Below are 16,242 nucleotides of genomic sequence, written 5' to 3' on the forward strand. Positions count from 1 at the left end.
CTGGTGGCTATTCTGTCCTTGTGCACCCCGGTCCTCCACATTCAGCAACGCTCGGGGGCTTATAGGAGCAAATGGGGACGGGCCGCTAGACCAAGGAAAGCGGGGTGCGCGGCAATGGCTTGGGCAAGCAAAAAACTATCTGGACCAAAAGCCTGACTTTTCCTGTCGAATTCGCATTTTTTGTAACAACAAAATTGCAAAACCTTAAGATTTTGAGTCAATGGGCAGGCATGTGGCAAATTTGCTACACGATCGTGCAAAAGCAAAAACCAGCCATTCCCGCGCTTTACAGCCGTTGTGCGCCCGCGCAGATTGCGCCGCAGCCGTTTGGGATGTCACGCTGTCGGGCACTCCATCCTGAACGCAAGTAAATTGGGGCAGGCAAAAAAAGCCTGTCACAACTCCAGAGCAAGGGACTGGATAGTGAAAAAAATATCTATGACGGCGCGACTGCGCTCGACCGTTGCACCTGCCATTTTTGGTGCGGCGCTCATCTCCATGCCTGCTTTTGCGCAGGACGCCCCCCAGACCGCCGATGACGCCTCCGAAGGCGAAGCGATCATCGTTACCGGTTCGCGCATTCAGCAGGCGAACCTGACGTCGGCCGCTCCGGTCACCGTCGTCAACGTCAAGGATATCCGCGCACAGGGCACGACCCGCGTTGAGGATCTTCTGAACACCCTTCCGTCGGTGTCGGCTGGCCAGTCGAGCGGCGTGTCCAACGCTGCAACCGGTACGGCGACCGTCGACCTTCGCGGTCTTGGCGTCGCGCGTACGCTTGTTCTGGTCAACGGCCGCCGCCTGATGCCGGGCGATCCCGCTGACTCCTCGGCTGACTTGAACGCGATTCCCGCCAACCTGATCAAGCGCATTGAAGTGCTGACGGGCGGCGCATCGTCCACCTACGGCGCCGATGCGGTTGCCGGCGTTGTCAACTTCATGATCGATACCGACTATACGGGTTTCCGTCTGGACGCCCAGTACAGCATGTATCAGCACAACAACCGCAACAAGGTGGTTCCGCCGCTGCTCGATGCGCGTCAGCAGGCCGGCTTTGACGGTTACAGCTACCCGAGCGGCAGCGTCCTTGACGGTGGCACGATCGATCTTTCGGCGACTGTCGGCACCGACTTCGATGACGGCCGTGGCCATATCACTGCCTATGCAGGCTACCGCAAGGTTAAGGCGATCACGCAGGATCGTCGCGACTACAGCGCCTGTACGCTGCAGGATACTGCGACCGCGCTGCAGTGCGGCGGTTCGGCGACTTCGGCCGAGGGCAATATCATTGCCTTTGCGGACGGCACGTCGACCTTCTTCAACTTCGGCCCCAACCGCACGCTGTTGCCTGGACCGACGCGCTACAACTTCGCGCCGACCAACTATTATCAGCGTCCCGACGAGCGTTATACCGCCGGTTTCTTCGCGAACTATGAAATCAATGACTCCATCAAGCCTTATGTTGAGTTCATGTTCATGGACGACCGGACGCTGGCGCAGATCGCGCCGTCCGGTGACTTCGGCAACACGCTGCAGATCAACTCGGACAACCCGCTGATCTCGGCTCAGCAGCGCGACATTCTGTTCAGCGCAGACAACTTGGTGAATGGCTACCTCGGCAGCTTCCCGCTGACCAATGTTTCCAATCCTGGTTTCGCTCCCAGCACCTTCATCGATCCGACGACCGGTGCGACCTACAACCGCGGTTTCATGCAGTTGCTGCGTCGTAACGTCGAGGGCGGTCCCCGTATCGCTGACCTTCAGCATACGCAGTTCCGCACGATCATCGGTTCGAAGGGCGACCTGTCGCCTGCCTGGTCCTATGATGCCTATTATCAGTATGGCCGCACCAACTACTCGCAGGTCTATTCCAACGAGTTCTCGGTTGCTCGCCTGACCAACGCACTGGATGCCGTTACCGACACCCGTGCAGGTAGCGCGACTTTCGGTCAGCCGATCTGCCGCTCGGTCCTGAGCGGCTCGGATCTGAACTGCGTGCCTTACGACGTGTTCTCTGGTGCGCCCGCTTCGCAGGCCTCGATCGATTATCTGTCGGCGACCGGCTTCCAGAAGGCGGTTCTCTCCGAACAGGTCGTCAGTGCGTCGATAACCGGTCTGCTTGGCGAATATGGCTTCAAGTCGCCGCTGGCTGAAGATGGCGTCGCGCTGAACCTGGGTGCTGAATATCGTAAGGAATCGCTGGACCTGAAGACCGACCAGGCCTTCTCGACCGGCGACCTGACCGGCCAGGGCGCACCGACCCTGCCGATCCAGGGCAGCTTCAACGTCAAGGAAGTGTTCGGCGAAATCCAGATCCCGCTCATTCAGAACGGCTTCGTGGATACGCTCGCCCTGAATGGTGGCTATCGCTACTCGAAGTACAGCATTTCGAACGGCAACGAGTTCAGCACCGACACCTACAAGTTCGGCATCGAATTCGCGCCGGTCAGCGATATCCGCTTCCGCGCCAGCTACAACCGTGCGGCGCGTGCGCCGAACCTGCAGGAACTGTTCGCTCCGAACATCATCGCGCTCGATGGTTCGACCGATCCGTGCTCCGGCTTCGTGATCACGGCAGCCGACGTTGGCTGTCTTGCCCAGGGCCTGGCCATTGGCGACACCGTCACGCCGAACCCGGCTGGCCAGTATAACGGTCTGATCGGCGGCACGGCGACGCTGCGTCCGGAAAAGGCGACCACGAAGACTCTGGGTGTCGTGATCCAGCCGCGCTTCCTGCCGCGTTTCGCCCTGACTGTCGATTATTACGACATCAAGGTCGACGGCGCGATCCAGGGCTTCGGTTCCGACGCGATCGTGAACTTCTGTACCGCTACGGCTGATCCGACGGCTTGCGCCCTGATCAATCGTAACCCGGTCAACGGTTCGCTGTGGCTGACGTCCGATGGCTACATCACCAATCTGCAGCAGAACATCGGTGGCGTTCGCACGAAGGGTATCGACGTCGGTGCTTCCTACTCGCACGACATCGGTGAAACCGGCACCGTCAGCCTGAACTTCCAGGGCACCTATCTCGACAAATTCTATGTCGATAACGGTCTCTCGGAGCCTTATGACTGCGCTGGTTACTATGGTTCGACCTGCTCTGCCGGTGGCGTTCCGTCGGCTCCGAACGCTCGTTGGAGGCACAAGGCTCGCGCCAGCTTCGACATGCCGAACGGTCTGGGCTTCTCGCTGCAGTGGCGCTATTTCGGCCCGGTCAAGGTCGACTTCCGCAACCCCAGCTCGACGACGCAGGGTTCCTTCGATCCGTTCTCGTCGCGTCTTGGCGCACAGAGCTACTTCGATCTGTCGACCAGCTACCGGTTCGCTGGCAAGTATGAGTTCCGCCTGGGCGTGAACAACATTCTTGACCGTCAGCCGCCGCTCGTCACCTCTGGTCGCTCCAGCGGCGCCAACAACCAGTGCCCCACCGGGCCCTGCAACGGCAACACCTATCCGGCGGTGTACGACGCTCTTGGTCGTTACATCTTCGCAGGCATCACGCTCGACTTCTAAGCGTCATGCAGGGATAAGGAGAGGCGGCGGTCCCCAAGGGCCGCCGCCTTTTTCTTTGCCTTCCGCGGAGACAGAATTTGCAGGAAAGCGCACAGCCCCTAGCCGCTCAGGCCGATCGCGCGGCTGCTGCGGGTGATTTTCCCCAAGCGCGCAGATTGTTGCAGTCGGCCCTTTCAGGGGAAAAGGCCAATGTCGATCTCTGGTTGAAACTCGCAGCGATCTGCCGTGCGCAAGGGGATATTCCCGCGGCTCTTGCAGCAGTTGCTGAAGCGTTGAAGCTGGAGCCTCTGCACTTCGTTGCGCTTTTATTGAACGCCAGCCTTTTGGAACGGCATGGGGCGCCGGATGCGGACGAACATTTCGGGCGCGCGCTGGCGCAAATCCCCGACGAACCGCTACCGCCGCAGATGGCCGCGATGGTTCGCCATGCCCAGGAACGATATCGCGCTTTTCAGGCGCAGACAGATGCGCATTTGTCTGCAGCTATCGGCAACGCTGTGCCTCAAGCCAGCGAAGGTGACGCAAGACGGTTGAACCGGTTCCGCACCAATGTCGCGCGTATTACGTCCACCTATCATTCGGAACCGACCGACTATCATTATCCCGGACTTGCGGAGTTCGAATTTTTCGACCGGGACCGGTTCGATTGGCTCGAACGGCTTGAAGGGGCGACCGAAGGGATCGCCGACGACTTTGCGCGCGTTGCTGCTGCCGAACGTAGGGAACTGGCGCCCTATGTGCAATATCCAGAAGGCGTGCCGCTGCGCCAGTGGGAGGCGCTCAATCATTCGCGCGACTGGCTCGCCATCCACCTCGTGCGTAATGGCGAAATCGTCGAGGCGAATGCCCGGCATTGCGGGTTCACGATGGACCTGCTCAGGACGCTGCCCCAGCCCGCCATCGATCAGGTTTCACCCAATGCGATGTTTTCGCTGCTCGCTCCCGGCGCGCATATCCCGCCGCATCATGGGATCACCAATACCCGTCTTGTTTGCCACCTGCCATTGATCGTCCCGGAAAATTGCTGGTTTCGCGTTGGCGCGGACCGGCGTCTATGGCGACGGGGCGAGGCTTGGCTGTTCGACGATACGATCGAACATGAGGCGGCGAATGAGAGTGATGCGCTGCGTGTGGTGTTTATTTGTGACATTTGGCATCCAGACTTAAATGCGCAGGAGCGCGCTGGCGTTCGCGCCGTGATTGAAGCGCATGAGAACAGAGGTAATGGCGCCCTCTAAAGCCCATATATGTCTCTGCACTATTCGTTGATGGGAGAATGACTTGCAGCAACTCACCCCTGCCGTCGCGGCGGCGCTGCGAGAAACAATGGCGCTCGCTAGTCGCGGCAATCTGAACGGTGCGCGCGCTTTTGCCGAAAAGGCGTTGAGGGAAAATGGTTCGCAGGGGCCGATCCACGCGCTGCTTGGCATGATCTGCTGCCGCGCGGGCGATCTGAGTTCAGGCATCGAACATATGCGCGAGGCTTTGCGCAGCAATCCGAACGATCCGGTAATCGCCGCCAATCTGACCGCTGCGATGATCGACAGCGGTCAGATTGGTGAAGCGGTGGAGATATGCACTCAGCAACGCGCAATGAACGATCCTTCGGGACGCATGTGGCGTCTCCGCGGCTTCGTTCTGCAACAGACGGACGATCATGCGGCGGCCGCCAGCGCCTATGAACAGGTCGTGGCCATTGCGCCTGATGATTTTGAAAGCTGGAATAATCTGGGTAACGCCAGGGTGACTGCCGGCGAAATGGACGCGGGCATTGCCGCACTGGAACGCGCATCGGCACTGGCTCCCGCCAACGGCCCGGTGCATCTCAACCTTGCGGCGGCATACAGCAACGCCGGCAATCTGACTGCCGCAGCGGAAATTCTCAGCCGCTATACAGCCAAGGTACCGGATGACGCCACGGCGCTGGTGGAGCATGCCACGGTGTTGCGCCATTTGTATCGCGATACTGAGGCGCTGGAGGTTCTGGAAAAAGCCGTCGCCGCCTCGCCAGGCAATATCGATTTGCTGGTGCAGATGGGTGAGGAGCAGGGGGCTGCATGGCGCTTTGCAGATGCGGAAAAGACGCTTCGCCGGGCGCTGAACATGGATCGGCGACATGGCAGAGCGTTTGTCCAATTGGCGATCCTGCTAGAACATCTGAATCGCGAGGATGAGCTTCCGGTGCTGCTCTCGGAGGCTCAGTCCGCTGGCGTCGACCAGGGCACGGCGCATTTTCTACAGGCGCTTATCTGCCGCCGGGAAAAGCGGTTCGAGGAAGGGTTGCGTTTTCTGGCGGAAGTGCCCCGCGACATTGAGCCAATCCGGCTGGCGCAGTTGGAAGGGCAATTTCGTGACCGGCTGAACGACGCGGACGGCGCTTTTGCGGCGTTCACCGAAATGAATGAACTGTTCAAGCAGGACCCCTCCGAACCTTTGGTCCGCGCCGCTCGCTACCGGTCCGCACTGCAGGCCGACCGGGACGTCGTGACGCCGGAATGGTTTGCGGGCTGGCGTGATCTTCCGTCGGGCGCAGCCGAGGACAGTCCGGTCTTTTTGATAGGCTTTCCCCGATCCGGCACGACATTGCTCGACACCATGTTGATGGGGCACGACAATGTGCAGGTGCTGGAGGAACGCCCTACGCTTCAGAAGGTCGAGGAACGGCTGGGCGGGATAGCCCGGCTTGCTGACCTGAGCGGGGAGGAGGTAGATGATCTAAGGAAGCTCTACTTCCATGAGGTTTCCAACCATATCGAACGGCGACCCGGCGCCCTGCTCGTGGACAAATCGCCTTTGCACATGACCAAGGCGCCGCTGATCCAGCGCCTGTTTCCTGACGCCAAATTCATTTTGGCGCTGCGACATCCATGCGACGTGGTGCTTAGCTGCTTCATCACGAGCTTCCGATTGAACAATGCGATGTCGAATTTCCTGGACCTCGGCACTGCAGCAGAATTTTACAACGCCTGTTTCGGATATTGGGAATATTGCCGCAGCATCATCCCAATTCAGGTTCACCCCATATTCTACGAGCAGATGGTGAATGACAGCGAGGCGGAACTGCGGCCGTTGTTCGACTATCTGGGTCTGGATTGGCGGGAAGGGGTACTGGATCATCAGCGCACAGCGGCGGCGCGAGGTCTGATCTCCACGGCAAGCTATGCGCAGGTCACTGAACCTATATATCGCCGCGCGGCGGGCCGCTGGACCCGCTATCGCGATCACCTTAACCCCGTTTTGCCGGTTCTTCAGCCCTGGGTGGAACGGTTCGGCTACAGCATCTAGCATCTTGCCGATCGCGGAATTCCCATTGATAATGTTGCCAATCGAATTCCCGATGTTTCAAGGGTGATGAAATGGCTCGTATTTCTGCACTGGCGCTCGCCTCAATGATCGTTCTTGCGCCTGTATCCCTCCATGCTGCTGATGAACCGGCGAAGGCCGATCCGGCTAGCGACAAGGCCAAAAGCGATCGGGTCATCTGCAAGACCACCGAGGAACTGGGTACGCGGCTCAAGCGTAACCGGGTTTGCAAGACCGCGGCTGAGTGGAACACGGAGCGGCAGGAAAATCGCGCCATGTTGCAGCGTATGCAGACCAACAAGTCTTGCGGTGTCGATGGCTGCTAAGGCTTTCCGGCAAACTGTTTTACACATAGTATTTGAGCAAAAGAACGGGCAGACCATCGATCCGCCCGTTCTTTTATTGAGTCTGCAACACCAGCGCGCCATCTCCGTCATCGACCTTGACCGTTGATCCGTCGGGCACGTCGCCGCGCAGGATCAGGTCGGCCAGCGGATCCTGCAGATACCGCTGCACAGCCCGCTTCAACGGCCGCGCGCCATAGACGGGATCATAGCCCACCCGGCCCAACCACGCCCGCGCACCGTCTGACAGGTCCAGCGTCACCTTCCGGTCTTTCAGCAGCTTCTGCACGCGGCTCACCTGGATATCCACGATCGGCGCCATGTTATCGGCGGACAGGCGGTGGAACAGGATGATCTCATCCAGCCGGTTCAGAAATTCCGGGCGGAAATGCGCGCGGACGATTTCCATCACCTGCGGCTCCACCTCGGACATCTTCTGCCCGTCCGCCATCCCGGACAGATATTGGCTGCCCAGATTCGACGTCAGCACGATGATCGTATTGGTGAAATCGACGGTACGGCCCTGACCGTCGGTCAAACGGCCATCGTCCAGCACCTGCAGCAGTACGTTGAACACGTCGCCATGCGCCTTTTCCACCTCATCGAACAGCACGACCTGATAGGGCCGCCTGCGCACCGCTTCGGTCAGCACGCCGCCTTCCTCATAACCGACATAGCCGGGAGGCGCGCCGATCAGCCGGGCGACGCTGTGCTTCTCCATAAACTCGCTCATGTCGATGCGCACCATCGCCGCGCTGTCGTCGAACAGGAATTCGGCCAACGCCTTGGTCAACTCCGTCTTGCCGACGCCCGTGGGGCCAAGGAACAGGAAGGAACCAAGCGGCCGGTTGGGGTCCTGAAGTCCTGCGCGCGCGCGCCTCACGGCCGTCGATACCGCCCGCACCGCATCGGCCTGGCCGATCACGCGCTTGCCGATCTCCGCCTCCATGTTCAACAGCTTCTCGCGCTCGCCCTCCATCATCCGCTCGACCGGAATGCCGGTCCAGCGGGCGACGACGCTGGCGATGTCCTCCGCCGTCACTTCCTCGCGCAGCATCGCGCCCTTGGTGACGGTCTCTGCCTCCTCCAGCTTGCGGGTCAGGTCGGGGATGGTGCCGTAGGACAGTTCGCCCGCGCGCGCGAGGTCGCCCGCCCGCTGCGCCTGCTCCAGTTCCAGCCGCGCGGCGTCCAGTTGCTCCTTCAGCTTCGCTTCGCCTGCAATCTTGTCCTTCTCTGCCTGCCAGCGGGCGGTGAGTTCGGACGATTGCTGCTCCAGATTGGCGAGATCGTCCTCCAGCGTCTCCAGCCGGTCCTTGGACGCCTTGTCGGTCTCCTTCTTCAGCGCCTCCCGCTCGATCTTGAGCTGGATGATGCGCCGGTCGAGATTTTCGATCTCCTCCGGCTTGCTCTCCACCTCCATGCGCAGACGCGATGCGGCTTCGTCCATAAGGTCGATGGCCTTGTCCGGCAGGAAGCGGTCGGTGATGTAGCGGTTGCTCAGCGTCGCCGCAGACACCAGCGCGCTGTCGGTGATCCGCACGCCATGGTGCAGCTCATATTTTTCCTTCAGGCCGCGCAGGATGGAGATGGTGTCCTCCACCGTCGGTTCGCCGACGAACACTGGCTGGAAGCGCCGCTGCAGGGCAGGGTCCTTCTCCACATGCTTGCGATATTCGTCCAGCGTGGTCGCGCCGATGCAATGCAGTTCGCCACGGGCGAGGGCGGGCTTCAACAGGTTGGACGCATCCATCGCGCCTTCGCCCTTGCCCGCGCCGATCAGCGTGTGCATCTCGTCGATGAACAGGACGATCTGGCCTTCCGCGCCCTTCACCTCGTCCAGAACGCCCTTCAGCCGCTCCTCGAACTCGCCACGATATTTCGCGCCGGCGATCAGGCTGCCCATGTCGAGCGCCATCAGCGTGCGGTCTTTCAGCGTATCGGGGACGTCTCCATTGGCGATGCGCAGGGCAAGCCCCTCCGCGATCGCCGTCTTGCCGACGCCGGGCTCGCCGATCAGCACGGGATTGTTCTTGGTGCGCCGGGCCAGGATTTGCACGGTACGGCGGATTTCCTCGTCCCGGCCGATCACCGGGTCCAGCTTGCCGTCCTTCGCCGCCTGCGTCAGGTCGCGGGCGAATTTCTTGAGGGCGTCATAGCGATCCTCGGCGCTCTGCGTGTCGGCGGTACGGCCGCCGCGCAACTGGTTGATGGCGGCGTTCAGCGCCTCGGTCTTTACGCCTGCCGCAGCCAATGCCTTGCCCGCCGTGGTGGTGCTGGAAAGGGTGAGGGCGAGCAGCAGCCGCTCGACCGTGACATAGCTGTCGCCCGCCTTCTGCGCGACCTGCTCGGCGGAATCGAGGACCCGCACAGCGTCATTGTCCAGGCCCGGCGTCACCTGCGCGCCGCTGCCCGAAACGGCGGGCACCTTGGCCAGCGCGGCGTCGGTCTCGCGCATGGCCACAGCCGGGTCGCCGCCCGCCGCCCGGATCAGGCCGGACGCCATGCCCTGATCGTCCTCCAGCAGCGCCTTCAACAAATGCTCGGGGCTGATCCGCTGGTGGCTCATGCGGATGGCCACGGTTTGCGCGGATTGCAGGAAACCCTTGGCGCGATCGGTGAATTTCTCGATATTCATGACACCCTCTTGATGACTGTGGCAGCGATATAGTGTTGCCTATTTGCAACACAAGGGGCGTCTCCTTCCATCATCGATTTCACCTAGAACTTTCTCCGGCTGAAAGCGTATTGCACCGCTATAACGCCTTGCCTATTCTCCCGCCATATCGGGCCGCCCTGGCGCGGCCTCGCACGGTCATCAAAGGATCCCCCCATGCTTCGTTCGATCGCTATTGGCCTGATGGCCTCGTCGCTGGCGCTATCCTCATCCTTGGCCCATGCGCAAACCGCCGCACCCGTGGCGGCCGCCGCGCCAGCCCCGGCGGCTCCGGTCGAGGCGCTCGTCGCGGCGGTGGACATTCCCTACAAGCAATTCACGCTGAAGAACGGCCTGCGCGTCATCGTTCATACCGATCGCAAAGCCCCTGTGGTGGCGGTATCCGTCTGGTACAATGTCGGGTCGAAGAATGAGCCGAAGGGCAAGACCGGCTTTGCCCATCTGTTCGAACATCTGATGTTCAACGGATCGGAAAATGCGCCGGGCGATTTCTTTGAGCCGCTGCAGCAGATCGGGGCGACGGACCTCAACGGATCGACCTGGTTCGACCGCACCAACTATTATGAGACCGTGCCCACCTCCGCGCTGGAGGTTGCGCTGTTCCTGGAAAGCGACCGCATGGGCCATCTGCTCGGCGGCATCGACCAGGCGAAGCTGGATAACCAGCGCGGCGTCGTCCAGAATGAAAAGCGGCAGGGCGACAATCAGCCCTATGGCCTTGTCGAATATGCGCAGCTTGCCGGGCTGTTGCCGGACGGTCACCCCTATCAGCATTCCACGATCGGCTCGATGGCGGACCTCGACAGCGCCAGCCTGGCCGATGTGAAGGACTGGTTCATCGGCCATTATGGCCCGAACAACGCCGTGCTGGTGTTGGCGGGCGATATCGACGTGAAGACGGCAAAGACGCTCGTCACCAAATATTTCGGCGATATCCCGGCGGGTGCGAAGGTGGCTCCGGTCAATGTCCCGGTGCCGACCTTGCCAGCGCGCAAGGATATGGTGATGAAGGACCATGTCGCCACCACGCGGCTTTATCGCTGGTGGACCGTGCCGGGCCTCAACGATCCCGATTCCGTGCCGCTGGGCATCGGCGCCAGCGTCCTTGGCGGCCTTGCGTCGTCGCGGCTCGACAATATTCTGGTGCGCGATGAGCAGCTTGCCGTCAGCGTCACGGCCGATGTTCAGGACTTTGCGCAGCTTGCCTTCTTTGAGGTGACGGCCAATGTGAAGCCCGGCATTGACCCCGCTGTCGTCGGCAAGCGGCTGGACGAAATCCTCACCGACTATTTCGCGAAAGGCCCGACCGCCGACGAGGTGAAGCGGGTGGCGACCACCGATCTGTCCGGGCGTATCGGCGGGCTGGAGCAGGTGGGCGGTGACGGCGGAAAGGCCGTCACGCTGGCCGAGGGCGAGCTGTATTCGAACGATCCCGGCTTCTACAAGAAGGAGCTGAAGGAGATGGCGGCGGCCACGCCTGCGCAGGTCACTGCCGCCATGCAGAAATGGCTGACCCGCCCTGTATTCGCCCTGACCGTCGAGCCGGGCGAACGCGACGCCTATGAGGAAGCGGGCGGAAAGGTGTCGAAGCGCACTGGCATCGTCGCCGCGCCGGCGCATTATGTGGCGGAGGATAGCGAGGCCGCCCCTGGCGCATCGGCGAAGGGACCGCTCGCCGCCGTTGACCGCAGCAAACTGCCCGATGTCGGGCCGATCCCGAATATCGATTTCCCGGCTGTGGAAACGACGACGCTCTCCAACGGCGTGAAGGTCTATTTCGCGCGGCGTGACACCGTGCCGACGGTTCGCATGTCCGTGGTGTTCAACGCGGGTAATGCCGCCGACCCCAAGGATGCGCTGGGTACCCAGGCGCTGATGCTGACGATGCTGAAGGAAGGCACGCGGACGTTGAACAGCGTCCAGATCGCCGAGGCGCAGGAGCGTCTCGGCGCAGCGATCGCCACCAGCGCCAGCATGGATAGCACGTCCGTATCCATGTATGCGCTGACGCCCAATCTGGCGCCTTCGCTCGACCTGCTGGCGGACGTTATCAAGAACCCGGCGTTCGACGCGAAGGAGCTTGAACGCATCCGCGCGACGCGGCTTGCGCAGATTGCGCAGGAACTGACGGAGCCTCGCGCAATCGCCAGCCGGACCTTGCCGCCCCTGCTTTATGGGAAGGACCATCCCTATGGCCGCCCCACCAGCGGCACTGGCGATCCCGCAGTGGTGGCGAAGCTGACCCGGAACGATCTGGCGAGCTTCCACAATAAATGGATTCGCGGCGACAATGCGGCGATCTTCGTCGTTGGCGACACCACGCTTGATGTCCTGAAGCCGATGCTGGAGGAGCGGTTCGGCACCTGGCGGATGACCCGCGATCTGCCGGGCACCAAGGATTTCAACGTACCGGTGCCGGCCGCCAAGCCGCAAATCGTGCTCGTCGACCGGCCGCAATCGCCGCAATCGATGATCTATGCGGGCCAGTTGCTCGACGCCAAGGGAACCGACGATCTTGTCGATTTCCTGCAGGCGAATGATATCGTGGGCGGCAATTTCCTCAGCCGCATCAATATGGACCTGCGCGAGACAAAGGGCTGGTCCTATGGCGTGCGCTCGACGATCAACCGGTTCGAGGGGCAGATTCCCTTTGTCGTTCTCGCCCCGGTTCAGGCGGACAAGACGGGCGCGTCGATTGCCGTCCTGAAACAGCAGATTGGCGATTTCCTGACGACAAAGGGGATCACGCAGGCGGAACTGGAGCGCACCATCAATGGCAGCATCCGGGAGCTTCCGGGCAGCTACGAAACGTCAGCCGATGTGCTGGGCGAGATGCAGCGGGACGTCATGTATAAGCGGCCGTTCGATTTCGTCGAGACGCTGGCGGAGCGGTACAGGAAGCTGACCGCTCCGGAGCTGGATGCGGTCGCGCGCAAGATGATCGATCCGGCCAAGCTGACCTGGGTCGTCGTGGGCGACAAGGCTCAGGTGCTGCCGCAGCTCAAGGAACTGGGCATGCCGATCACTGTCGTTGACAGCAAAGCCGCACCCGCGAAATAAGCGCGGGCAGGGTCGATACGCATCAAGAATGGAGACGAAGAATGGCCAAGGTAGACGGCGCCTATGATTGCATAACGAAAACGCCGATGGGCGATCAGCCGAGCGTTTTCACGGTCATAAGCAGCGGCGACAGCTTTCACGGCACCAATGCCGGGCCGCTCGGTTCCCTGGACGTCAAGGACGGGGAAGTGGACGGCAATCGCCTGACCTGGAAGATGGAGATGACAGTGCCCATGCCCATGGTGCTGGAGGCCGAGGCGATCATTGAGGGCGACACGCTGACGGGCACGATCCAGCTTGGCGCGTTCGGATCGGCGGCGATGACGGGAACGCGGCGCAAGTAGCGCCAAATCGAAAGAATGCCCGGCTTCCGTTCGCCCTGAGCGTGTCGGAGGGGTGTCGTTTCCTTAGGAGTCCTGGGCTTCGACAGGTTCAGCCCGAACGGCCCAAATGTGACGGCATATACTTCCAATAAAAAACCCGCCGATCTCATCGATCGGCGGGTTTTCTTTTTTTCCTGCGCCAGTCTTACTGGACGGTGACGGTCACCGCGCGGCGGTTCTGCGCCCATGCGCTCTCATCCGAACCCATCGCAGCCGGCCGCTCCTTGCCATAGCTGATGGTGGTGATGCGGCTGGGGTCGATGCCGATCGAGGCGAGATAGTTCTTGGCCGAATTGGCGCGCTTCTCGCCCAAAGCCAGGTTGTAGTCGCGGGTGCCGCGCTCGTCGCAATGGCCTTCGATGGTCACGCGAACGGTCGGGTTGGCCTGCAGCCACTGGGCCTGGCTCTGCAGCGTCGCCTGATCCTGCGCGTCGATGTCGAATTCGTCGGTGCCGAACAGCACGCGGTCGGACGATACGCTGGCCAGGAAGTCCTCCTGGCTGCCCTTGATGGGGCCGCTGGGTGCGGGCGGCGGCGCGGGCGTGCTGTTGTCGACAGGAGCGGGGGGCAGCTCCTCTGGCGGCTTCTTCGAGCATGCCGCCAGCGCGATGACGGCGGTGGCCATCATCAGGGTACGGGACACTGTTTTCATGTTTTTCTCCTCATTACGCATGTTGGATAGGTGCCTGCACCAGTGAAAATCAAGACTTCTGCGAGATTGTTACGCTGTCAAGACGATTGAGTTCCATGCCGTTGAAAATTCATTTCACGGAAGCAACGGGCCCCATGCCGGATCGGAGCCGTTGAGCGGGGTCGGAATGCGCCGTTCGTTGACGCCCGTAAGGTCGACTTGCCACACCTGACTGCCGCCGCTGCGGCCCGGACTGGTGCGGAAGAATTGCAGGACGCGGCCGTTCGGCGCCCATGTGGGCTGCTCATCCTGCCAGCCATTAGTCAGGATGCGCTCATTGTCGCCGCCCGGCGTCATGACCGCGATCTTGAAGTCGCCGCTAATCTTGGTGAAGGCGATCTGGTCGCCGCGCGGGCTCCATTCCGGCGTGGCGTAGCGGCCGCCGCCATGGCTGATCCGCTGCTGGCCGGAACCATCGGCATTCATGACGTAAATCTGCTGACTGCCGGAACGGTCGCTTTCAAAGACGATCTTTGAACCGTCGGGAGAATAGCTGCCGCCCACGTCGATGCCCGGCGAGGTTGTCAGGCGGACGGGCGTGCCGCCGGCGGCGGGAACGCGATAAATGTCCGTATTGCCTGCAACCGCCATCGAGAACAGGATGGAGCGGCCGTCCGGCGACCAGCGCGGCGCGAAAGTGGCGTTCGAGCTTTCGGTCACAAGCCGCTGTTTTCCCGTGCCGATGTCATAGACGAAAATGCGGACGCGACGATTGAGATAGCTCACATAGACGATCGAGCCATAATCCGGTGAGAAGCGCGGGGTCAGCGCCAGCGACTGTCCGTTGGTGATGAAGCGGTGGTTGGCGCCATCCGAATCCATGATGGCGAGCCGCTTCACGCGGTTATCCTTGGGGCCGCTTTCAGCGATGTAGGCGATGCGGCTGTCGAAGAAGGGGCTTTCGCCGGACAGGCGCGCATAGATGGCGTCGGCGCATTTGTGCGCGGCCCGCCGCCAGTCGCGCGGCGAGACGACATAACCCTGGCGCGTAAGCTCGGATTTCAGGGCGACATCATAGAGATAGCAGCCAACGGTGATTTCGGCATCTCCGCCGGTGGAGCGGACATAGCCCTGCACCAGCGCCTCCATGCCCATGGAGGACCAATGATCATATTGGGGGAAGGTGACTTCCGGCACTGTCACCGCCTTCAACCCCGCCGGACCGGAAGGTTCGAACAGACCCGACCCCTTGAGATCGGAGGCAATGACTTCCGCTATCTTGCGGCCCAACTCGTCGGTGGTGCCCGCAGGGGTCGAAACCGATTGTTGCGCTGGCATGGCGGGCACGGCGATTTTCAGGTTCGATGCGCTTTCATCCGTCACGTCGACGCTGAGCTGCGCTTGTGCTGGGGCAGCGAGAGCCACGAGGGCTGTGGCGGTGGCGAAGGCGATCCTCTTGATAATGGGGGTCATTGTGAGAGCCTCTTGTCGAATGCGATACGAAGGGATTTCCAGCCGTCATAGAGATCGGCCGGAAGCTTGAAGGGAGAAGCAAGCTTGATGGCCTTGATGGCCTGTTCCTGATGCAGCTTGACCTGCGAACGATTGCTGGCGGTTTGTCCGGTAGTCTCAAAGATCTCCGGCGCGCCGGAGATAGAGCCGTCCCGGTTGAGCTCTACGGCGACTGTGGTGCGCAGCAGTTCCACATCCGAACCCGTCGGGGATTTCCAATAGGGTTTGAGCTGGCGACGGATTTCGGCGTCCAGCGCCGCCTTCTGGGCAGGCCCAACGGACGTTGCCGGAGGCGCAGCGGCCTTCACCTTGCTCGGCGCTTCGGTCTGGATGCCCTTCAGGAAATCGTCGCCCAGCAAGGATCCGCGCGGCCGGTCGGTCTTGCCCTTGGCGGTCGAATTTGACGGCTTGGCGGGCGTTTCCTTGGGCTTTTCCTTGACCGGCTTTGGTTTCTCCGCCGCCTTTGCGGGGGCGGGCGGCTTGGGTTTCGCTTTTTCGGCTTCCTTGCGCGGCGGCACAGGCTTGGGCGGCGGCGGCGCGGGCACGACCTCCGGCTCCACTTCGCGTGGAGAGGGCGCGGGCGCGGCTTCCTCCGTCGGTCCCTTCTCCGGCGCTTCGCTGGGCGGCGGCGGCTCGACGGAGATTTTCGGCGCGGCGGATTTCAGAGCAATCTCATCCACCATCGACACATCGATCGGCGGGGAGTTGAGCTTCAGCGGATTGGGCGTCGAGAGAAAGGTCGTCGAAAGCGCGCCAAACAGCAGCACGTGCGCCGCCGTCGCGATTCCAAGGCCGATCTTTTCCGTTCTTTCCATGCCG

General features: G+C 61.6%; 11 protein-coding genes. 7 read left to right on the forward strand and 4 right to left on the reverse strand.

Features of this window, described 5'->3' with window-relative positions; translation table 11 throughout:
• Nucleotides 1–104 precede the first annotated feature (104 nt).
• The 5 genes from KFK14_RS06490 to KFK14_RS06510 all read left to right on the forward strand — a co-directional run bounded on the left by KFK14_RS06490 (nt 105) and on the right by KFK14_RS06510 (nt 7,145).
• Nucleotides 105–371, forward strand: a complete 267-nt coding sequence (locus KFK14_RS06490; RefSeq protein WP_212610299.1) for a hypothetical protein — start codon at nt 105–107, stop codon at nt 369–371.
• A 52-nt stretch (nt 372–423) separates the two neighbouring features.
• The gene (locus tag KFK14_RS06495; RefSeq protein WP_246524931.1) at nt 424–3,516 is read left to right on the forward strand and encodes a TonB-dependent receptor domain-containing protein; all 3,093 of its coding nucleotides are present in this window, start codon (nt 424–426) and stop codon (nt 3,514–3,516) included.
• A 77-nt stretch (nt 3,517–3,593) separates the two neighbouring features.
• Nucleotides 3,594–4,754 carry an aspartyl/asparaginyl beta-hydroxylase domain-containing protein gene (locus tag KFK14_RS06500; protein WP_212610300.1) on the forward strand — a complete coding sequence of 387 codons (1,161 nt, stop codon included), beginning with the start codon at nt 3,594–3,596 and terminating at the stop codon, nt 4,752–4,754.
• Between the two features lie 43 nt (nt 4,755–4,797).
• Complete coding sequence (locus KFK14_RS06505; protein ID WP_212610301.1) at nt 4,798–6,801, forward strand: tetratricopeptide repeat-containing sulfotransferase family protein; 2,004 nt, start codon at nt 4,798–4,800, stop codon at nt 6,799–6,801.
• 71 nt (nt 6,802–6,872) lie between these two features.
• A complete protein-coding gene (locus tag KFK14_RS06510) occupies nt 6,873–7,145 on the forward strand; it encodes a hypothetical protein (protein WP_212610302.1) in 273 nt (90 codons plus the stop codon).
• Nucleotides 7,146–7,218: 73 nt separating this feature from the next.
• On the opposite strand, the gene clpB is transcribed toward KFK14_RS06510, so the two are convergent.
• Nucleotides 7,219–9,798 (reverse strand): ATP-dependent chaperone ClpB, encoded by a 2,580-nt coding sequence (clpB, locus tag KFK14_RS06515; RefSeq protein ID WP_212610303.1) that lies wholly within the window; start codon nt 9,796–9,798, stop codon nt 7,219–7,221.
• A gap of 195 nt (nt 9,799–9,993) precedes the next feature.
• Between clpB and KFK14_RS06520 the strand changes: the two genes are divergently transcribed.
• Together KFK14_RS06520 and KFK14_RS06525 are read left to right on the forward strand one after the other, a co-directional pair.
• Nucleotides 9,994–12,897: a M16 family metallopeptidase gene (locus KFK14_RS06520; protein ID WP_212610304.1), complete on the forward strand. Its 2,904-nt coding sequence runs from the start codon at nt 9,994–9,996 to the stop codon at nt 12,895–12,897.
• 41 nt (nt 12,898–12,938) lie between these two features.
• Nucleotides 12,939–13,241 (forward strand): hypothetical protein, encoded by a 303-nt coding sequence (locus KFK14_RS06525; RefSeq protein ID WP_070151657.1) that lies wholly within the window; start codon nt 12,939–12,941, stop codon nt 13,239–13,241.
• A gap of 184 nt (nt 13,242–13,425) precedes the next feature.
• On the opposite strand, the gene pal is transcribed toward KFK14_RS06525, so the two are convergent.
• The 3 genes from pal to KFK14_RS06540 all read right to left on the reverse strand — a co-directional run bounded on the left by pal (nt 13,426) and on the right by KFK14_RS06540 (nt 16,238).
• The gene (pal, locus tag KFK14_RS06530) at nt 13,426–13,932 is read right to left on the reverse strand and encodes a peptidoglycan-associated lipoprotein Pal (protein WP_070151659.1); all 507 of its coding nucleotides are present in this window, start codon (nt 13,930–13,932) and stop codon (nt 13,426–13,428) included.
• Nucleotides 13,933–14,046: 114 nt separating this feature from the next.
• On the reverse strand, nt 14,047–15,384 hold the full coding sequence (gene tolB / locus KFK14_RS06535) for a Tol-Pal system beta propeller repeat protein TolB (RefSeq protein ID WP_070151661.1): 1,338 nt from the start codon (nt 15,382–15,384) through the stop codon (nt 14,047–14,049).
• The gene (locus tag KFK14_RS06540) at nt 15,381–16,238 is read right to left on the reverse strand and encodes a cell envelope biogenesis protein TolA (RefSeq protein ID WP_212610305.1); all 858 of its coding nucleotides are present in this window, start codon (nt 16,236–16,238) and stop codon (nt 15,381–15,383) included. Before KFK14_RS06540 ends, tolB begins: the two co-directional genes overlap by 4 nt.
• Between the last annotated feature and the right edge of the window lie 4 nt (nt 16,239–16,242).

The organism is Sphingobium phenoxybenzoativorans (genome assembly GCF_018286635.1).
Taxonomy (GTDB): Bacteria; Pseudomonadota; Alphaproteobacteria; order Sphingomonadales; family Sphingomonadaceae; genus Sphingobium; species Sphingobium phenoxybenzoativorans.